Origin of the sequence: Longimicrobium sp. (genome assembly GCF_036554565.1) — a bacterium.
In the GTDB taxonomy this organism is placed as follows: domain Bacteria; phylum Gemmatimonadota; class Gemmatimonadetes; order Longimicrobiales; family Longimicrobiaceae; genus Longimicrobium.
In genome coordinates, this window is record NZ_DATBNB010000330.1 from 1 (window position 1) to 2016 (window position 2016).

A 2016-nucleotide genomic window follows, 5' to 3' on the forward strand; every position below is an offset into this window, starting at 1 on the left:
CGGTACTCCTCCAGCCACATCAGCGCGTTGTCGCAGATGAAGGAGCGAACCTCCCCTCGCCCGTAGTCCGGCCGGTTCTTTTCTCCCCAGGGGGTGTGGGCCCGCCAGTCGTTGTAGAAGTAGATGCCCCCCATCTCCCCGCCGTTCCAGTGCTCGAACCACCCGTCGAATTGCCAGATCGACAGGTCGTTGGGGCCGAAGTGGTTGTACACGACGTCCAGCCACACGGCCAAGCCGTGCTCGTGCGCCCGGTCCACGAACCGCTTCAGGGCATGCGGCCCGCCGTAGTAGCTCTCCACCGCGAAGATGTGGGCCGGATTGTAGCCCCACGAGTGGTCGCCGGGGAACTCCCCGGTGGGCAGCAGCAGGAGGGTGTTTACGCCAAGCTCCTTCAGGTAGCGGATGTTCTCGTCGGAGAGCACGTCGGCAAAGAGATCGGACCCGTCCACCGGCGCGTCGGGAAAGGTCGCGAGGTGCATCTGGTAGACCACCACCTCGTCCCAGGGCGGTGCCTGGAAGTTCTCGACCCGCCATGCGAAGCCGGGATCCACGACGATGGCGTTGCCGACGGAGTTGGTCACCTGCCGGGCGCGGGGGTCGATCCGCCACAGCGTGCCGTTGATCACGTACTTGTACTGGTGGCCGTCCCGCGCCCCCGGAACGTCGGCCGACCAGTTGCCGTTGCCTTCCGGCGCAAGCGGCGACGCGGAGGCATCCCAGCCGTTGAAGTCACCGGCCACCGCAACCTGGTTCGCGTTGGGCGCCCAGACGCGGAAGGTGGTGCCCTGGCCAGCCCCTTCCGAATAGGGAATCGCTCCCATCCCCGGACGATTGGATGCGCTGCTCATGTCGGAATCTTCTCCTGGCCAGGTGGGAGGGTGCCGGCGGCGGGCGGGACCGGCGACGACCCTGGACGGTTTTCCCCAACGGGATTCGAGCGCGGGCAAGGAGCTCGACACCGGCTAGCCGATGCTCATGGGGACCCTCTCAGGCGTGAGCAGGGCCCCAGGCGCGGACGGGCGCCGCGCCGCCCCGCCCCCGCTTCACGGGGCCGTCACGACGAACTCCTCGCCCTCGTCGTCGTGCACGAGCGTTTCGCCGCCGATCCGGTAGTGCACCGTGAAGCGCACCTCCGCCCCGTGCGGCACGGGCATGCTCAGCAGGTTCCAGAGCTTCTGCCCCTCGCGGTCGAACTTTCCCGAAAAGGCCAGCTCCTGCCGGTCGCGCCGCATCTCCTCGCCGTCCAGCACCACGGCGTACTCGATGGCCAGCCCCTCGGCCTCCGGGGGCGAGGTGAGCGTGAGCGTCAACGCGCCGTAGGGATTGGCGCGCCGCGGCAGCGGCACCGAGGCGGAAGGCGCGGGCGTGAGACCGGCTGGGGGCGCGGGCGGGGGCCCGAAGCCGGCCGCCGGCGCGGGCATCGCCTCCGCCGTGGACAGCTCGCCCGTCTCGGGCGGTGTGTCCCCCGCGGGGGGCGCGGCCGCCGCGGGGGGCTCCACGCCGGTGTAGCCGGGGGTGAAGGGCAGCGGTACTCCGCCGTGCATCTTCAGTTCCGTGAAGTTGATGTGCGCCATCGGGCGTTCTCCCGTTCGAAGGTGGCTTCAGTCGTAGCCGCCGAACATCAGCAGCGTCATCGGCTCGGTGCCGATGTTCATCAGCGCGTGCAGCTCGCCGGGCTTGAGGAGGGTGAAGTGGCCGGGACGAAGCGTGCGGATCTCGAAGCAGCGCTCGCGCGCGGGCGACTTTTCCCAGTCCCCCATCACCATCAGCCCGTCGCCCTGCATCAGGAAGAAGATCTCCTGGTTGTCGCGGTGGCGGTGGATGCCGATCCCGCACTCGGGCTGCAGGATGTGCAGATCCACGTAATCCACCGCAAGGAACGCCTCCCGGTCGCGCGTGTGCTCCTTGCTGCCGTACGCGTCGAACATGAAGGGCTGCAGCTCGCGCCCCAGCTCGCGCGAGTCCTTGAAGCGGAAGTAGTTGGAGAGCAGGTTGCGGTAGTGCAGAAAGCCCACG

Annotated in this window: 3 protein-coding genes; all 3 read right to left on the reverse strand. The window is 68.7% G+C overall.

Features of this window, described 5'->3' with window-relative positions; translation table 11 throughout:
* Positions 1-848, reverse strand: an 848-nt coding sequence (locus VIB55_RS09335) for an alpha-amylase family glycosyl hydrolase (protein ID WP_331876379.1), incomplete at its 3' end; no start/stop codon positions are given.
* A 195-nt stretch (positions 849-1043) separates the two neighbouring features.
* Positions 1044-1574, reverse strand: a complete 531-nt coding sequence (locus VIB55_RS09340; protein WP_331876380.1) for a hypothetical protein — start codon at positions 1572-1574, stop codon at positions 1044-1046.
* A 27-nt stretch (positions 1575-1601) separates the two neighbouring features.
* Positions 1602-2016: cupin domain-containing protein (locus tag VIB55_RS09345; protein ID WP_331876381.1), on the reverse strand; the 415-nt coding region annotated here is incomplete at its 5' end.

Bases quoted from the DNA above. Each gene is read 5' to 3' on its own strand.
- VIB55_RS09340 (WP_331876380.1), bottom strand. From the start codon at position 1,574: ATGGCGCACATCAACTTCACGGAACTGAAGATGCACGGCGGAGTACCG.